The following is a 13857-nucleotide window of genomic DNA, read 5'->3' on the forward strand; positions in this document are numbered from 1 at the left end:
CGGGGACGGGCACCGCACACGCACCGGAGCGCCAGCGGTACTTGAGCGCCGCCCCCGACCGAGGGCGCCGCCGGGCAAGGAGGGCCGCATGACCGTACGGCGAGTAATGGGCATCGAGACGGAGTACGGCATCTCCGTCCCCGGCCACCCCAACGCCAATGCCATGCTCACCTCGTCCCAGATCGTCAACGCCTACGCGGCGGCGATGCACCGGGCCCGCCGGGCCCGCTGGGACTTCGAGGAGGAGAACCCGCTGCGGGACGCGCGGGGCTTCGACCTCGCCCGCGAGGCCGCCGACGCCAGCCAGCTCACCGACGAGGACATCGGCCTCGCCAACGTGATCCTCACCAACGGTGCCCGGCTCTACGTCGACCACGCACACCCCGAGTACAGCGCCCCCGAGGTCACCAACCCGCGCGACGCCGTGCTCTGGGACAAGGCCGGCGAGCGGATCATGGCGGAGGCCGCCGAGCGCGCGGCCCAGCTGCCCGGCGCCCAGCCGATCCACCTCTACAAGAACAACACCGACAACAAGGGCGCCTCCTACGGCACGCACGAGAACTACCTGATGAAGCGGGAGACCCCCTTCTCGGACATCGTGCGCCACCTGACGCCCTTCTTCGTCTCCCGCCAGGTCGTCACCGGGGCCGGCCGCGTCGGCATCGGCCAGGACGGGCACGAGCACGGCTTCCAGATCAGCCAGCGCGCCGACTACTTCGAGGTCGAGGTGGGCCTGGAGACCACCCTCAAGCGCCCGATCATCAACACCCGCGACGAGCCCCACGCGGACGCCGAGAAGTACCGCCGCCTCCACGTGATCATCGGCGACGCGAACCTCTCCGAGATCTCCACCTACCTCAAGCTGGGCACGACCGCCCTGGTCCTGTCCATGATCGAGGACGGCTTCATCGCCGTCGACCTGGCCGTGGACCAGCCCGTCCGCACCCTCCACCAGGTCTCCCACGACCCGACGCTCAAGCGCCTGGTCACCCTCCGCAGCGGCCGCACACTCACCGCGGTCCAGCTGCAGATGGAGTACTTCGAGCTGTCGCGCAAGTACGTCGAGGAGCGCTTCGGGTCGGACGCGGACGAACAGACCAAGGACGTCCTGACCCGCTGGGAGGACACCCTCAACCGCCTGGAGAACGACCCGATGAGCCTGGCCGGCGAGCTGGACTGGGTCGCCAAGCGCGAGCTCATGGAGGGCTACCGGCGCCGTGACGGCCTCGACTGGGACGCCGCCAAGCTGCACCTCCTCGACCTCCAGTACGCCGACGTACGGGCCGAGAAGGGCCTCTACAACCGCCTGGCGGCCCGTGGCCGCATGAAGCGGCTGCTGGACGAGGCGGACGTGGAGCGGGCCCGTACGAAGCCGCCGGAGGACACGCGCGCGTACTTCCGCGGACGCTGCCTGGAGCAGTACGCGGACGACGTCGCGGCCGCCTCCTGGGACTCCGTGATCTTCGACCTGCCGGGCCGCGACTCCCTGCAGCGCGTCCCAACCCTCGAACCGCTTCGCGGAACGCGAAATCACGTCAAGGAGCTCCTGGACCGCTGCCGGACGGCGGAAGACCTGGTCAGGGTGCTCTCCGGCGGCTGAGGGGGTACCCGGACGACCTCGGCCGGACAGGGTGGAAAGTCCGCCGTCCGGGAATCATCGAGGTGGTCCTCGTACGTTGGAGAAACTGCAGGGCCATTGTCGGACCCGGCTTGTAGGGTCTGATCATCACCGATCGGCAGGAATGCCGACCTGTCGACCATGTCGGGCGAACTGAGCGGGGTGAGGGTTATGGCAACCAAGGACACCGGCGGCGGCCAGCAGAAGGCGACGCACTCGACCGAACAGGCCGAGGAGCAGACGCAGGAAGCACAGGCCTCCGAGGACCTCAAGGAACGACACGAGAAGCTGTCCGACGACGTGGACTCGGTTCTGGACGAGATCGACGACGTACTCGAGGAGAACGCCGAGGACTTCGTTCGAAGCTTCGTTCAGAAAGGTGGCGAGTAGCCTTCGGATCGAAGGTTGCGGGGGATGTGGAGTTGGCAAGCGAAGGGGACGTGAAGCGCTGCTCGCGGTGCACAGCAGTCAAGCCGCGAGCAGCCTTCGCCCGTAACAAGTCAGCCCGAGACGGCCTGCAGGCTTACTGCAAGGAGTGCTGGTCCGCATATCACCAGGCTCGGCAACTGGCCAAAGGGAAGAACGTCCGGCCCAGGGTGGAGACATCAGAGGGACACAAGCACTGTCGTGGCTGCGGGCAAACCAAGCCGCACAGCGAATGGCACCGCAACGTGACGGCGTCGGACGGTCTTGCCACGTGCTGTAAGGCGTGCAAGGCGGCGCGAGGCAGGCGGGGCCACCTCAAGCGCCAGTACGGCATGACCGAAGCCGAGCGTGACGAAATGGTCGCCTCTCAGATGGGGCTCTGTGTGATCTGTCTGAACGCTCCGGCCGTTCATGTGGATCACTGCCACAAGACGGGTAAGGTCCGAGGCGTACTGTGCTTCAACTGCAATTCGGCCATCGGCAAGTTGGGAGACGATCCTGACGCCGTCCGCCGGGCCGCCGCTTACTTGGAAGGAAACGCGTGGAAGCCAACACTCGTAGCACCGGGCGTCTACCAGCTGCCTTCCTGACGCCTGGGTCCTCGTCGTTCATGGACTTTCTCTCCGAGCACCAGCCCGAGATGCTTCCCGGCAACCGGCAACTGCCGCCCACCCAGGGCGTGATCGAGGCGCCGCACGGCACCACGATCGTCGCCGTGACCTTCCCGGGCGGTGTCGTGCTCGCCGGTGACCGCAGGGCCACCATGGGCAACGTCATCGCGCAGCGGGACATCGAGAAGGTGTTCCCGGCGGACGAGTACTCGGCCGTCGGCATCGCCGGCACGGCGGGCCTCGCCGTGGAGATGGTGAAGCTGTTCCAGCTGGAGCTGGAGCACTTCGAGAAGGTCGAGGGCGCGCAGCTGTCCCTCGAAGGCAAGGCGAACCGTCTGTCGACCATGATCCGTTCCAACCTCGGCATGGCCATGCAGGGCCTGGCCGTGGTGCCCCTGTTCGCCGGATACGACGTGGACCGCGCGAAGGGCCGCATCTTCTCCTACGACGTCACGGGCGGCCGCAGCGAGGAGCACAACTTCGCGGCCACCGGCTCCGGCTCGATCTTCGCGCGCGGCGCCATGAAGAAGCTCTTCCGTGCCGACCTGACCGAGGACCAGGCCACCACCCTCGTGGTCCAGGCCCTCTACGACGCGGCCGACGACGACTCGGCGACCGGTGGTCCCGACGTCGCCCGCCGGATCTATCCGATCGTCACCGTGATCACCGAGGACGGCTTCCGCCGGCTGAGCGAGGACGAGTCCTCCGAGATCGCCCGCTCGATCCTGGAGCGGCGTCTGGAGCAGCCCGACGGCCCGCGGGCCGCGCTGCTGTAGCGGCGGCCGGATCTTGTGAAGGTGATCGCAGTGACCTCGACAGAAAGGGACGGATAACCGGTGTCGACGCCGTTCTATGTCTCACCCCAGCAGGCCATGGCCGACCGGGCCGAGTACGCCCGCAAGGGCATCGCCCGAGGACGCAGCCTCGTCGTCCTGCAGTACGCCGACGGCATCGTCTTCGTCGGCGAGAACCCGTCCCGCGCGCTGCACAAGTTCAGCGAGATCTACGACCGCATCGGCTTCGCGGCCGCCGGCAAGTACAACGAGTACGAGAACCTGCGCATCGGCGGTGTCCGCTACGCCGACCTGCGCGGCTACACCTACGACCGTGACGACGTGACCGCCCGGGGTCTCGCCAACGTCTACGCCCAGACCCTGGGCACCATCTTCTCCTCGGCGGGTGAGAAGCCGTACGAGGTGGAGCTGGTGGTCGCGGAGGTCGGCGAGACGCCGGACGGCGACCAGATCTACCGGCTGCCGCACGACGGTTCGATCGTCGACGAGCACGGCTCGGTCGCGGTCGGCGGCAATGCCGAGCTGATCAGCAACTACCTTGACCAGCGTCACCAGGACGGCATGTCCCTGGCCGAGGCCCTCAAGCTGGCCGTCCAGGCCCTGTCCCGCGAGTCGAACGGCACCCAGCGGGAGATCCCCGCCGAGCGCCTGGAGGTCGCGGTGCTGGACCGCACCCGCCCGCAGGCCCGCAAGTTCAAGCGCATCGTCGGCCGTCAGCTGGCCCGGCTGCTGGAGGCCGGTGGCGCGGCCACCGAGGCCGAGAGCGCGGAGAACGGCGAGAGCTCCGAGAGTTCCGAGGACGAGTAGCCCGCCTCGCCTTCACCCCTTCTGTGCCCCGGCCGGTCCTCGGCCGGGGCACAGGGCGTTCAGGAGGCCCCCGGAGGCGCTGTGGAGCCCCGTACGACCAACTCGACGGGGATGTCCCCGCCCTCGGGCGTGCGGCCGTCCAGGACCGCCAGCAGGGCCCGCATGCCGCGCTCGCCGAACAGTTCGGCGTCCAGGCGCACGGTCGTCAGCTCGGGGTCGAGCGCGGTGGCCAGGGCGAGGTCGTCCAGGCCCGTGACGGAGACGTCGTCGGGGATGCGCAGGCCCAGGCGGCGGGCTGCCTTGTAGGCGCCGGCGGCCAGCTTGTCGTCGTCGCAGACGAGGGCGGTGGGTCGGGGGCCGGGCGCGGCGAGGGCCGCCGCGGCGGCGGTCAGGGCGTCCTCGATGGAGATCGGTGCGCGGACCGTGCGGATGGAGGTGCCGGGTACGGCGGCGAGGCGGGCGGCGAGTTCACGCGCGCGTACCTCGAAGGTCCAGGAGGGCACGTCCGCCGCCAGGTGCAGGAAGCGGCGGTGGCCGAGGTCCAGCAGATGCGCGGCGACCTGGCGGACGCCGTCCGCGATGTCCAGGTTCACCGTGGCCGCGCCCAGGCTGCCCTCGGGGTCGCTGTCCAGCATCACCAGGGGCAGCTGGTCGCCGCGGATGGCGGTGAGGGCGTCGGCGGCCATGGAGGAGGCGATCACGCCGTCCAGGGCCGCCTGGGCGGACGCGAAGGGGTCGCGGGCCGGGCCGACGCCCTCGGGGGAGGGGTACAGGACGACGCCGAAGCCGTGGTCGGCGGCCACGCGCGCGGCTCCGGTGTAGACGCCCGCGAAGAACTCCGTCGTGAGGGCCGGGACGACCAGCAGGACGGTCCGGGTACGCCCGAGGCGCAGGTTGCGGGCGGCGAGGTTGGGCCGGTAGCCCAGGTCGCGGGCGGCCTGGCGGACCCGCTCGGCGGTCGCCTCCGCGACCCGGCCGCGCCACTTGTCGCCCAGGACGAGCGAGACGGCCGCCTGGGAGACCCCGGCCGCCTGGGCGACGTCACGGCTGGTCGGGCGCGTGCTGCTGCGTGCCACCGTGGACCCGCTCCTTCGCCTGGACGTGTGAACAGCGCACATGGTACGTATGGGAGGCGGGGTTATACGTAAAACTTGGAGGCGGGACGACATGGCGGCGGGATACGTCGAGATCCTCAGGACCAGGCACGCCGCCCGACTGCTCGCCGGGACGCTGGTCGGCCGGCTGCCGTGCGCCGTCGCCGCGATCGCCGTCGTGCTGTTCGTCCGCGCCGAGGGCGGCTCCTACAGCCTGGCCGGCGGACTCGCCGCCGCATACGGCGTCGCCAACGCCGCCGGGCAGCCGCTGCTCGGCCGGCTCGTCGACCTGTACGGCCAGCCGCGCATCCAGCTGCCCGCCGCGGTCCTGTCCGCGCTCGCCATGTCGGCCTTCGCGTTCACGGGCACCGAACCGGCGGCCCTCGCGTACGCGTGCGTGGCGCTCTCCGGGCTCTTCACGCCGCCCCTGGAGGGCGGGCTGCGGGCACTGTGGTCCTCGGTGCTGCGCGGCGAGAGCCAGGTGCAGACGGCGTACGCGATGGACGCGGTCGCCCAGGAAGTCATGTTCACCGTCGGACCGTTGCTGGTGACCCTGTGCGTGTCGCTGTGGTCGGCGCAGGCGGCCCTGGTGCTCGTCAACGTCGTCGGCGTGCTGGGCGCCCTCTCCGTGGTCCTCTCGCCGCCCTCGCGCGCGTGGCGTTCGGCGCCGCGCGAGGCGCACTGGCTCGGCGCGCTGCGCTCGCCCGGACTGCTCGTCCTGCTCGGCGCGTTCCTGGCGGTGGGGATGGCGCTCGGCTCCATCGCGGTCGCGGCCGTGGCGTACGCCGACGACCACGGCGGGGACGCGGTGTACGGCTGGCTGATGGCCGCCATCGGGCTGGGAGCGCTCGTCGGCGGCACGGTGTACGGGGCGCGGCAGTGGAGCGGGCCGCCAGAGCGGCGACTGCGGGTGCTGGTCGCCCTTCTGGCGGTGTGTTACCTGCCGCTCACCCTGACGCCGGGCCCGGTCGCCATGACGGTGCTCACGGCCGTCGCCGGGCTCTTCCTGGCGCCCTGTCTCGCGTGCGCGTTCGTGCTGGTCGACCGGCACGCCCCACGCGGCACCGTCACCGAGGCCTTCTCGTGGATTGTGACGACGTTCACAGTCGGTTCCTCGGTCGGAACGGGCCTCGCGGGCCCGGTCGTAGAGGCCGGAGGAGCCGTGTGGGGCTTCGCCGTACCAGGTGTCGCGGGGGCCGTCTCACTGCTGGTCCTGCTGGCCACAGGACGGGTCCTCGCAGCTCCCGCGGGCCGGGCGGTCGTTGCGGCTTCATCGGAAAATGATCCAAACCGTGCGGTCGAACCCCGTTTCAGCACAGGGGATCGGGCGTAATGTTCACTCATGGACCGCCGCATTTTCGGGCTGGAGAACGAGTACGGCGTCACATGTACGTTCAGGGGACAGCGCCGCCTGTCTCCCGACGAGGTGGCGCGGTACCTCTTCCGCCGTGTCGTGTCATGGGGCCGCAGCAGCAACGTCTTTCTGCGAAACGGCGCCCGCCTCTATCTCGACGTGGGATCACATCCGGAATACGCGACACCCGAATGTGACAACGTGACCGAACTGGTCACCCACGACAAGGCCGGCGAACGCATTCTGGAAGGGCTTCTGGTAGACGCCGAACGACGCCTGCACGAGGAAGGAATCGCGGGCGACGTCTACCTCTTCAAGAACAACACCGACTCGGCGGGCAACTCCTACGGCTGCCACGAGAACTATCTCGTCGCACGCCACGGGGAGTTCTCCCGGCTCGCGGACATCCTCATTCCGTTCCTCGTCACGCGCCAGCTGCTGTGCGGCGCGGGCAAGGTGCTGCAGACCCCGCGCGGGGCCGTCTACTGCGTCAGCCAGCGCGCGGAGCACATCTGGGAGGGCGTCTCCTCGGCGACGACCCGCTCCCGGCCCATCATCAACACCCGCGACGAACCGCACGCCGACGCCGAGCGCTACCGCCGCCTGCACGTCATCGTGGGCGACTCCAACATGTCCGAGACGACCATGCTGCTCAAGGTCGGCGCCACCGACCTGGTGCTGCGCATGATCGAGGCGGGCACCGTGATGCGCGACCTGACCCTGGAGAACCCGATCCGGGCGATCCGCGAGGTCAGCCACGACATCACCGGCCGGCGCAAGGTGCGCCTGGCCAGCGGACGCGAGGCCTCCGCACTGGAGGTGCAGCGCGAGTACTACGAGAAGGCCGTGGACTTCTGCGAGCGCCGCGGCATCCGCACCGGCACCGTCGAGCAGGTCCTGGAGCTGTGGGGCCGCACGCTGGACGCGATCGAGGCCGAGGACCTCGACCGGATCGGCACCGAGATCGACTGGGTCATGAAGTACAAGCTCATCGAGCGGTACCGGGCCAAGCACAACATGACCATGTCCCACCCGAGGGTCGCGCAGATAGACCTCGCCTACCACGACATCCACCGCCGTCGTGGCCTGTACTACCTGCTCGAGAAGAAGGGCCAAGCGGCCCGGATCTGCAACGACTTGAAGATCTTCGAGGGCAAGTCCGTTCCCCCGCAGACCACTCGGGCCCGGCTGCGCGGCGACTTCATCCGCAGGGCCCAGGAACAGCGCCGGGACTTCACCGTCGACTGGGTCCACCTCAAGCTCAACGACCAGGCACAGCGCACGGTGTTGTGCAAGGACCCGTTCCGATCGGTGGACGACCGGGTGGAGAAGCTCATCGCGGGAATGTGAGCAATGTGAGCAACGCGTTCCGGTGAAAGGCCGGAACGCAACACGGGCGCCGTACGTTTCCAGTGCGGCGCCCTTCTCACGCCGTAGAGTTGCGCGCACGCCATCCACAAGATCGACCGATACGAGGCCCCAACCGTGCGCCGACGCTCCCTACTCATCGCCGTACCCGCAGGACTGGTCACGCTCGCCGGCTGCGGCGACGACAAGAAGTCCGACTCGAGCAAGGCGAGCGACAGCGCGTCGCCCTCCGCGTCGGCCACCTCCGCCGCGCCCCCGCCGAAGATCGTCGACGGCCCGCTGCCGGCCATCACGGCGGGCACCACGTTCGGCACCAAGCCGACCGTCGCCAAGGGCACGGGTGACCCGTCGAAGCAGCTCGCGGTGAAGACGGTCATCGCCGGCAGCGGCAAGAGCGTCGCGGAGAACGACTACATCCAGGCCCACTACCTCGGCCAGATCTGGGACACCGCGAAGGTCTTCGACAACTCCTACGACCGCAAGACCCCGCTGCTGATCCAGCTCGCCCAGGGCAGCATCATCGACGGCTGGCGCTACGCCCTGCAGGGCAAGAAGGTCGGCAGCCGCGTCATGTTCTCCGTCCCGCCCACCTGGGCGTACGGCACCTCGGGCAACTCCCAGGCGGGCATCAAGGGCACCGACACGCTGGTGTTCGTCGCCGACATCCAGGACACGTTCAACGCGACCAGCTCCGCCAAGGGCACCGACGTCGCGCAGAGCGACGCGAGCCTGCCCAAGGTCGGCACCAACACCGACGGCAAGGCGCCCTCCATCGACGTCCCCAAGACGGACGCGCCCACCAAGCTGGTCGCGAACTACGTCATCGAGGGCGACGGCGACAAGGTCACCGCGGACAGCACGGTGCTCGTGCAGTACAAGGGCGTGCTCTGGGACGGCGGCAAGGAGTTCGACTCGACGTACGGCCGCAAGGCGCTCACGTCCTTCTCGCTCCAGCAGGTCGTCAAGGGCTGGGCGCAGGGTCTGACCGGCAAGAAGGTCGGCAGCCGCGTCCTCATCGTCGTCCCGCCCAAGCTGGGCTACGGCGACAACCCGCCGTCCGGCAGCGGCATCAAGAAGGACTCCGTGCTGGTCTTCTCCGTGGACATCCTCGCGAAGATGTAAGGCCCACAGGGTGTAAGACTGTGTTGTTGCCTTTCCGCAGACAAGCAGGAGCTAGAGACGTGAGCATCGAGAAGCCCGAGATCGACTTCCCGGGCGGCGAGCCCCCGGCGGACCTCGAGATCAAGGACATCTGGGAGGGCGACGGCGCGGTTGCGCAGGCGGGCCAGACCGTCACCGTCCACTACGTGGGCGTGGCCTTCAGCACCGGCGAGGAGTTCGACGCCAGCTGGAACCGCGGCCAGCCGTTCCGCTTCCCGCTGGGCGGCGGCCGGGTCATCAAGGGCTGGGACCAGGGCGTGCAGGGCATGAAGGTCGGCGGCCGCCGCCAGCTGACCATCCCGGCGCACCTCGCCTACGGCAACCAGAGCCCGACCCCCGCGATCAAGCCGGGCGAGACCCTGATCTTCGTGGTCGACCTGGTCGCCGTCTGACCGTCGGTTGTGACCGGACCCGATCAGCTGGGGCCCATGCCTGTCCGGGCATGGGCCCTCGGCTTTTGCCACGCCACTTCGGGGCGGTACGGTCATCGTCGTAAAGGACCATAGGGAGGCGAAGGGCGTCGATGGCCATTGCCAAGGCCGAGCGGCTGATGAACCTGGCGCTGTGTCTGCTCGGGACCCGGCGGCCGCTCAGCAAGCGCGAGCTGCGTGAGTCCATCGAGGCCTACCTGGAAGCGAGCTCCGAGGACGCCTTCAGCCGGATGTTCGAGCGCGACAAGGACGATCTGCGCGAACTCGGCCTGGTCATCGAGACCGTCGAGAACCTCGACGGCGAAATGGGCTATCTGGCACGCCGTGACAGCAACCGGCTGCCGCCCATCACCCTCGACGCCGAGGAGGCCGCCGCCCTCGGTCTCGCCGCCAAGGTGTGGCAGCAGGCCCGGCTCGCGGGCGCGGCGAGTGGAGCCCTGCAGAAGCTGCGCGCGGCCGGCCTGCCCGAGGACGTCGACCCGTACGAGGCCCACGGCGCCCTGGAGCCCCGCATCCCCGTGCACGAGACCGCGTTCGAGCCGCTGATGCTGGCCTGCCGCGACCGCCGCCCGGTCGTCTTCGACTACCGCAAGGCCACCGCCGCCCACCCCGAGACCCGGCACATCGAGCCCTGGGCCCTGGAGTGCTGGCGCGGACACTGGTACCTCGCCGGCTGGGACCGCGACCGGGGCGCCGAGCGGGTCTTCCGGCTGTCCCGGATCACCGGCAAAGTGCGCAGCCGCAACGGCGCCTTCACCGTCGAGGTGCCCGACGTCGTCACCGTCCGCGAGACCGTCGCGAGCTGGGCCGGCGAGACCGCCGACCGCTCCGCGCTGATCCGGCTGCGCTCCGAGGCGGGGTACCCCCTTCGGGCGAAGGCCACCGCGGTACGGGAACTCGGGGACGGCTGGGACGAGTTGGAGATTCCGTACGGCCACGGGCTCGATGCCTGGCTGGTGGAGTTCGGGCCGGACGTGGTGGTGCTGGAGCCGGCCGAGCTGCGCGCGGACGTGGTGGACCGGCTGCGTGCCGTGGCCAAGGGCTGAGGGGGAGCGAGCAGGACAGTGGCAGGCAAACCGGTCAGGCCCGTGAACGCCATCGACCAGACCCGGCGGATGCTCTCCCTGGTGACCTATCTCAAGGAGCGGCCCGGGGCCCGGGTCGAGGACGTCGCGCGTGCCTTCGGCATCACCGAGGACGAGCTGGTCTCCGACCTCGATGTGCTGCCCATGTGCGGCACCAGCTTCCGCGGCGGCGACCTGCTGGACATCGACACCGACGGTGAGCGCATCTGGTGGCACAACCCCGCCGCCCTCGGCGAGGAGACCGCCGATCCGCTGCGGCTGGCCGCCGACGAGGCGACCGCGCTGCTCGTGGCCGCCCGGGCCGTGGCCACGCTGCCCGGCCTGCGCGAGGGCGACCGGCAGGCGCTGCTGCGGGCCACCGCCAAGGTGGAGGCCGCGGCCGGCGAGGCGGCCGGGGCCAGCTCCCGGCTGTCGGTGACCTTCGAGGCCGAGGGCGGCGTCTTCGCCGACGTCGACCGGGCCATCTCCGAGCGCCGCCGGCTGTGGATCCGCTACTACTCGCCGGCCCGCGACGAGGTCACCGAGCGCGAGATCGACCCCATCCGCCTGGTCAGCGTCGGGCACACGTACGTGGAGGCCTGGTGCCGCCGCTCCGAGGCGCGCCGTACCTTCCGGCTCGACCGGGTCGCCGAGATCAAGATCCTGGACGAGCCCTCCGCGCCGCCCGAGATCGAGCTCAGGGACCTCTCGGAGGCGCTGGTGCAGCCGGCCGCCGAGGACCCGGAGGTCGTCGTCGAGGTCGGTCCCGGCGGCCGCTGGGTCGCCGAGTACTACCCGCACGACAGTGCGGATGAGCTTCCGGACGGCGGGCTGCGTATTACCCTGCGCACGCCCGACCCGGCCTCGCTGCGCCGCCTCGCGCTGCGGCTCGGGCGGGACGGCCGGATCGTCTCGCCGCACGACCTCGCCGACAGCGCCCGCCGGGCGGCCCGCGAGGCGCTGGCGGCGTACGACGGGGTCGAGGCGGGGCACGACGGGCAGCAGCGGGACCACGGGCAGCGGGACCACGGGCAGCGGGACCACGGGCAGTACGACAGGCGGGAGCAGGAGCTTTGAGCGAGTCGTCGGTGGCTGGTGTGCAGGGGATGTCGGTGGCGTCCGCGTTCGCCGGGATGAGAAGTGTCTCGGCCGTGGTGTTCCGGGCCGGCTGCCCCGACTGCCGGGGCAGCTTCGAGCTCGCCGCGAGTGCCCTGCGACTCGCCATCGGCGCCACCAGCCGCTCCACGTTCTACTCCTTCACCTGCCCCGACTGCGGCGCCTCGGTCCGCAAGCCGGCCGGTGAGCGCATCGTCGAGCTGCTGACCGGCGGCGGGGTGCGGACCTTGCGGCTGCACACTCCGTAAGAGGGTCTAGGCTCGGCGTCATGTTCTGGCCGATGTTCGCGGTAGCTGTGGGTTTCCTGGGTCTCGCCGTGCTCGGGGTGTTCGCCGTGCGGGTGTTCCTGGCGGCGCAGCGCCTCGGCAGGCAGGTCACGGACTCGGCGCGCCGCATCAACAGGGCCGCCGAGGATCTGGAGCGGGCCGCCGTGAGCACCGCCAGAGCTGTGGACTCCCTCTGAGTCCCGCTGTGCGGAAGGTGTGAGTCCTGCGCCGCAGGCGGTTTGGGTCACTTCGACCTGTCACCCGGGCCACACTGGCAGGTACGCTGCTGGTCGCGGCCCGGAGAACGAGGCGCGGACCGCTGACCGGGAGTACGCACGGGGATTGCCTCACGTTTACCCCTGAGCGTTACGATCGCTGCCAACACGGTCGATCGGACAAGTGTCCGACCGGTCGGACAGCATCCCACCCCCAGCCGCCTCGGTGAGAAGGTAAAGACTTATGTTCGGAAGGCTCGGCGCCCCCGAGATCATTCTCATCCTCGTCGTCATCATCCTGCTGTTCGGCGCGAAGAAGCTTCCCGACATGGCGCGCTCGCTCGGCAAGTCCGCCCGCATCCTCAAGAGCGAGGCGAAGGCGATGAAGGAAGAGGGCAGCAGCACGGCCACCCCGGCCGGCCCGCCGAACACCGGCGAGCAGTCCTCGGCGCAGCGCACCATCCAGGCCTCTCCCGGCGACGTGACCAGCTCGCGCCCGGTCACCGAGCCGACGGACACCACCAAGGCCTGATGCAGGGCCGGACGCCTCCGGCCTGCCGCACGAGATGAGGACGTGGGTTGCCCAAGTCTGCCCGCAAGCAGGAGAAGGATCCCGAGGGGCGGATGCCCCTTGCGGATCACCTTCGTGAGCTCCGCAACCGGCTCGCGAAGGCGATGCTGGCCATCGTGGTCGTCACGGCCGTGGCCGCCTTCTTCTACAACGACATCATCAACATCATCACCAAGCCGGTGCTGGACTCCGTCGGCTGCTCGCAGACCTTCGAGCAGCTGCAGAACTCGCACCAGAAGAGCCAGCAGTGCGCGCAGATCACGATCAACGGTCTGCTCACGCCCTTCACGCTGGCCCTCAAGGTGTCCCTGATGGCCGGTGTCGTGCTCGCTTCTCCGGTGTGGTTGTACCAGCTGTGGGCGTTCGTCGCCCCCGGCCTGCACAAGCACGAGCGCAAGTACGCCTACGCGTTCGTCGGCACGGGCGTGCCCCTGTTCTTCGGTGGCGCCTACTTCGCCTACGCGGTGCTCCCGACCACGGCGAAGGTGCTGATCGGCTTCACGCCGAAGGACGTCAACAACCTGCTGCCGCTCGACGATCTGCTCGACCTCGTGACGCGCATGGTGCTCGTCTTCGGTCTCTCCTTCGAGCTCCCGCTGCTGCTGGTCATGCTCAACCTCACCGGGGTGCTGAGCGGCAAGCGGATGCTCGGCTGGTGGCGCGGCATGATCATGGGCATCACGGTGTTCGCGGCGGTCGCGACCCCGAGCACCGACCCGCTCTCCATGCTGGCGCTGGCCGGTCCGATCTGGGTGCTGTACTTCGGAGCCGCGATCTTCTCCCTGCTGAACGACCGCCGCAAGCGCCGCCGCGAGGAGGAGGGCCCCGCCGACGACGAGGCCTCCGACCTGGACCTCACCCCCGAGGACATCGGGGAGGTCGAGACCGTCTCCGCGAGCCGGGCGCTGCCCGAGCAGGCGAGCACGGACCGGGTCAACGGCTACGACGACGTGACCTGAGC

General features: G+C 69.8%; 16 protein-coding genes. 15 read left to right on the plus strand and 1 reads right to left on the minus strand.

Annotated features, from left to right (window positions below):
• Nucleotides 1–88: 88 nt before the first annotated feature.
• The 5 genes from dop to prcA all read left to right on the plus strand — a co-directional run bounded on the left by dop (nucleotide 89) and on the right by prcA (nucleotide 4256).
• Nucleotides 89–1600, plus strand: coding sequence for a depupylase/deamidase Dop (gene dop, locus MQP27_RS32115; RefSeq protein WP_360841294.1), 1512 nt, complete (start codon nucleotides 89–91; stop codon nucleotides 1598–1600).
• Between the two features lie 189 nt (nucleotides 1601–1789).
• Entirely contained in the window at nucleotides 1790–2008 is a 219-nt protein-coding gene (locus MQP27_RS32120) for a ubiquitin-like protein Pup (protein ID WP_073899701.1), read from the plus strand.
• A gap of 32 nt (nucleotides 2009–2040) precedes the next feature.
• Nucleotides 2041–2634, plus strand: coding sequence for an endonuclease VII domain-containing protein (locus MQP27_RS32125; RefSeq protein ID WP_278196841.1), 594 nt, complete (start codon nucleotides 2041–2043; stop codon nucleotides 2632–2634).
• Nucleotides 2586–3431, plus strand: coding sequence for a proteasome subunit beta (prcB, locus tag MQP27_RS32130; protein WP_242770619.1), 846 nt, complete (start codon nucleotides 2586–2588; stop codon nucleotides 3429–3431). Before MQP27_RS32125 ends, prcB begins: the two co-directional genes overlap by 49 nt.
• Nucleotides 3432–3491: 60 nt before the next feature.
• Complete coding sequence (gene prcA / locus MQP27_RS32135; RefSeq protein WP_242770624.1) at nucleotides 3492–4256, plus strand: proteasome subunit alpha; 765 nt, start codon at nucleotides 3492–3494, stop codon at nucleotides 4254–4256.
• A 59-nt stretch (nucleotides 4257–4315) separates the two neighbouring features.
• On the opposite strand, the gene MQP27_RS32140 is transcribed toward prcA, so the two are convergent.
• Nucleotides 4316–5332 carry a LacI family DNA-binding transcriptional regulator gene (locus MQP27_RS32140; protein WP_242770627.1) on the minus strand — a complete coding sequence of 339 codons (1017 nt, stop codon included), beginning with the start codon at nucleotides 5330–5332 and terminating at the stop codon, nucleotides 4316–4318.
• Nucleotides 5333–5423: 91 nt separating this feature from the next.
• On the opposite strand from MQP27_RS32140, the gene MQP27_RS32145 reads away from it, so the two are divergent.
• The 10 genes from MQP27_RS32145 (at nucleotide 5424) to tatC (ending at nucleotide 13855) form a co-directional block, all read left to right on the plus strand.
• Nucleotides 5424–6683 carry an MFS transporter gene (locus MQP27_RS32145; protein ID WP_242770630.1) on the plus strand — a complete coding sequence of 420 codons (1260 nt, stop codon included), beginning with the start codon at nucleotides 5424–5426 and terminating at the stop codon, nucleotides 6681–6683.
• A 9-nt stretch (nucleotides 6684–6692) separates the two neighbouring features.
• Nucleotides 6693–8054: a Pup--protein ligase gene (gene pafA / locus MQP27_RS32150; protein ID WP_028801611.1), complete on the plus strand. Its 1362-nt coding sequence runs from the start codon at nucleotides 6693–6695 to the stop codon at nucleotides 8052–8054.
• A gap of 135 nt (nucleotides 8055–8189) precedes the next feature.
• Nucleotides 8190–9194, plus strand: a complete 1005-nt coding sequence (locus tag MQP27_RS32155) for an FKBP-type peptidyl-prolyl cis-trans isomerase (RefSeq protein ID WP_242770633.1) — start codon at nucleotides 8190–8192, stop codon at nucleotides 9192–9194.
• 59 nt (nucleotides 9195–9253) lie between these two features.
• Nucleotides 9254–9625 (plus strand): FKBP-type peptidyl-prolyl cis-trans isomerase, encoded by a 372-nt coding sequence (locus tag MQP27_RS32160; protein ID WP_242770636.1) that lies wholly within the window; start codon nucleotides 9254–9256, stop codon nucleotides 9623–9625.
• Between the two features lie 131 nt (nucleotides 9626–9756).
• Nucleotides 9757–10710 carry a helix-turn-helix transcriptional regulator gene (locus MQP27_RS32165; protein WP_242770638.1) on the plus strand — a complete coding sequence of 318 codons (954 nt, stop codon included), beginning with the start codon at nucleotides 9757–9759 and terminating at the stop codon, nucleotides 10708–10710.
• An 18-nt stretch (nucleotides 10711–10728) separates the two neighbouring features.
• The gene (locus tag MQP27_RS32170; protein ID WP_242770640.1) at nucleotides 10729–11805 is read left to right on the plus strand and encodes a helix-turn-helix transcriptional regulator; all 1077 of its coding nucleotides are present in this window, start codon (nucleotides 10729–10731) and stop codon (nucleotides 11803–11805) included.
• Nucleotides 11802–12092, plus strand: coding sequence for a hypothetical protein (locus tag MQP27_RS32175; protein WP_242770642.1), 291 nt, complete (start codon nucleotides 11802–11804; stop codon nucleotides 12090–12092). Before MQP27_RS32170 ends, MQP27_RS32175 begins: the two co-directional genes overlap by 4 nt.
• Before the next feature lie 20 nt (nucleotides 12093–12112).
• The gene (locus MQP27_RS32180) at nucleotides 12113–12307 is read left to right on the plus strand and encodes a hypothetical protein (RefSeq protein WP_242770644.1); all 195 of its coding nucleotides are present in this window, start codon (nucleotides 12113–12115) and stop codon (nucleotides 12305–12307) included.
• 262 nt (nucleotides 12308–12569) lie between these two features.
• Nucleotides 12570–12857 (plus strand): Sec-independent protein translocase subunit TatA, encoded by a 288-nt coding sequence (tatA, locus tag MQP27_RS32185; RefSeq protein WP_242770646.1) that lies wholly within the window; start codon nucleotides 12570–12572, stop codon nucleotides 12855–12857.
• 92 nt (nucleotides 12858–12949) lie between these two features.
• Nucleotides 12950–13855 (plus strand): twin-arginine translocase subunit TatC, encoded by a 906-nt coding sequence (gene tatC / locus MQP27_RS32190; RefSeq protein ID WP_242771268.1) that lies wholly within the window; start codon nucleotides 12950–12952, stop codon nucleotides 13853–13855.
• Nucleotides 13856–13857: the final 2 nt, after the last annotated feature.

The sequence above is a fragment of the Streptomyces cylindrosporus genome (assembly GCF_022698165.1).
Taxonomy (GTDB): Bacteria; Actinomycetota; Actinomycetes; order Streptomycetales; family Streptomycetaceae; genus Streptomyces; species Streptomyces cylindrosporus.

Excerpts from the sequence above, each read along its gene's own strand:
- MQP27_RS32180 (WP_242770644.1), top strand. The coding sequence starts at position 12,113 with ATGTTCTGGCCGATGTTCGCGGTAGCTGTGGGTTTCCTGGGTCTCGCC.
- MQP27_RS32120 (WP_073899701.1), top strand. The coding sequence starts at position 1,790 with ATGGCAACCAAGGACACCGGCGGCGGCCAGCAGAAGGCGACGCACTCG.
- MQP27_RS32145 (WP_242770630.1), top strand. The coding sequence starts at position 5,424 with ATGGCGGCGGGATACGTCGAGATCCTCAGGACCAGGCACGCCGCCCGA.
- dop (WP_360841294.1), top strand. The coding sequence starts at position 89 with ATGACCGTACGGCGAGTAATGGGCATCGAGACGGAGTACGGCATCTCC.
- tatC (WP_242771268.1), top strand. The coding sequence starts at position 12,950 with ATGCCCCTTGCGGATCACCTTCGTGAGCTCCGCAACCGGCTCGCGAAG.
- tatA (WP_242770646.1), top strand. The coding sequence starts at position 12,570 with ATGTTCGGAAGGCTCGGCGCCCCCGAGATCATTCTCATCCTCGTCGTC.
- pafA (WP_028801611.1), top strand. The coding sequence starts at position 6,693 with ATGGACCGCCGCATTTTCGGGCTGGAGAACGAGTACGGCGTCACATGT.
- MQP27_RS32165 (WP_242770638.1), top strand. The coding sequence starts at position 9,757 with ATGGCCATTGCCAAGGCCGAGCGGCTGATGAACCTGGCGCTGTGTCTG.